The sequence below is a fragment of the Myxococcus sp. CA005 genome (assembly GCF_006518205.1).
GTDB lineage: Bacteria > Myxococcota > Myxococcia > Myxococcales > Myxococcaceae > Myxococcus > Myxococcus xanthus.
This window is the reverse complement of record NZ_SRLV01000209.1, coordinates 1-528: the sequence shown is the minus strand read 5'-3', so window position 1 is coordinate 528 and position 528 is coordinate 1. Positions and strand designations below refer to the sequence as shown.

Here is a 528-nt window from a genome sequence, read left to right as displayed (position 1 = left end):
GAACTGGCGTTGGAACGCCATGAGGCCGATCGCGGGCTGCAGAGCGCTGTGTAACGTGGTGATCGCCCGCAGAGTCGAGCATGGCTCGACTCTGCGGAAAGCGATGCCGGCCAGCGGCCGGCACTACCCTCAGCCCAGCTCGGCTTCCAGGCTGATCGGCACCGCGCTCAGCGCCTTGGACACCGGGCAGTTCTGCTTGGCGTCATCGGCAATCGCACGGAACTGCGTCGCGTCGATACCCGGCACCACTGCCTTCACCTTCAGCCGGATCTGCGACAGCTGCGGGCCGCCCTCCAATGACAGATCGACCTTGGCTTCGGTGTCCAGCGAGGTCGGGGTAAAGCCGGCTTCGCCGAGCTTGGCCGACAGCGCCATGGTGAAGCAACCGGCGTGCGCAGCAGCGATGAGCTCTTCCGGATTGGTGCCCTTTTCGTCGCCGAAACGGCTGTTGAAGCCGTAGCGTGTTTTGTCCAGCAGCCCGCTCTGCGGCGTGCTCAGCTGCCCCTTGCCCGACTTCAGATCGCCTTC

Annotated in this window: 1 protein-coding gene; it reads right to left on the bottom strand. The window is 65.2% G+C overall.

The window, feature by feature from the left end; translation table 11 throughout:
- Window positions 1-129 precede the first annotated feature (129 nt).
- Window positions 130-528: OsmC family protein (locus FMQ63_RS37180; protein WP_141277064.1), on the bottom strand; the 399-nt coding region annotated here is incomplete at its 5' end.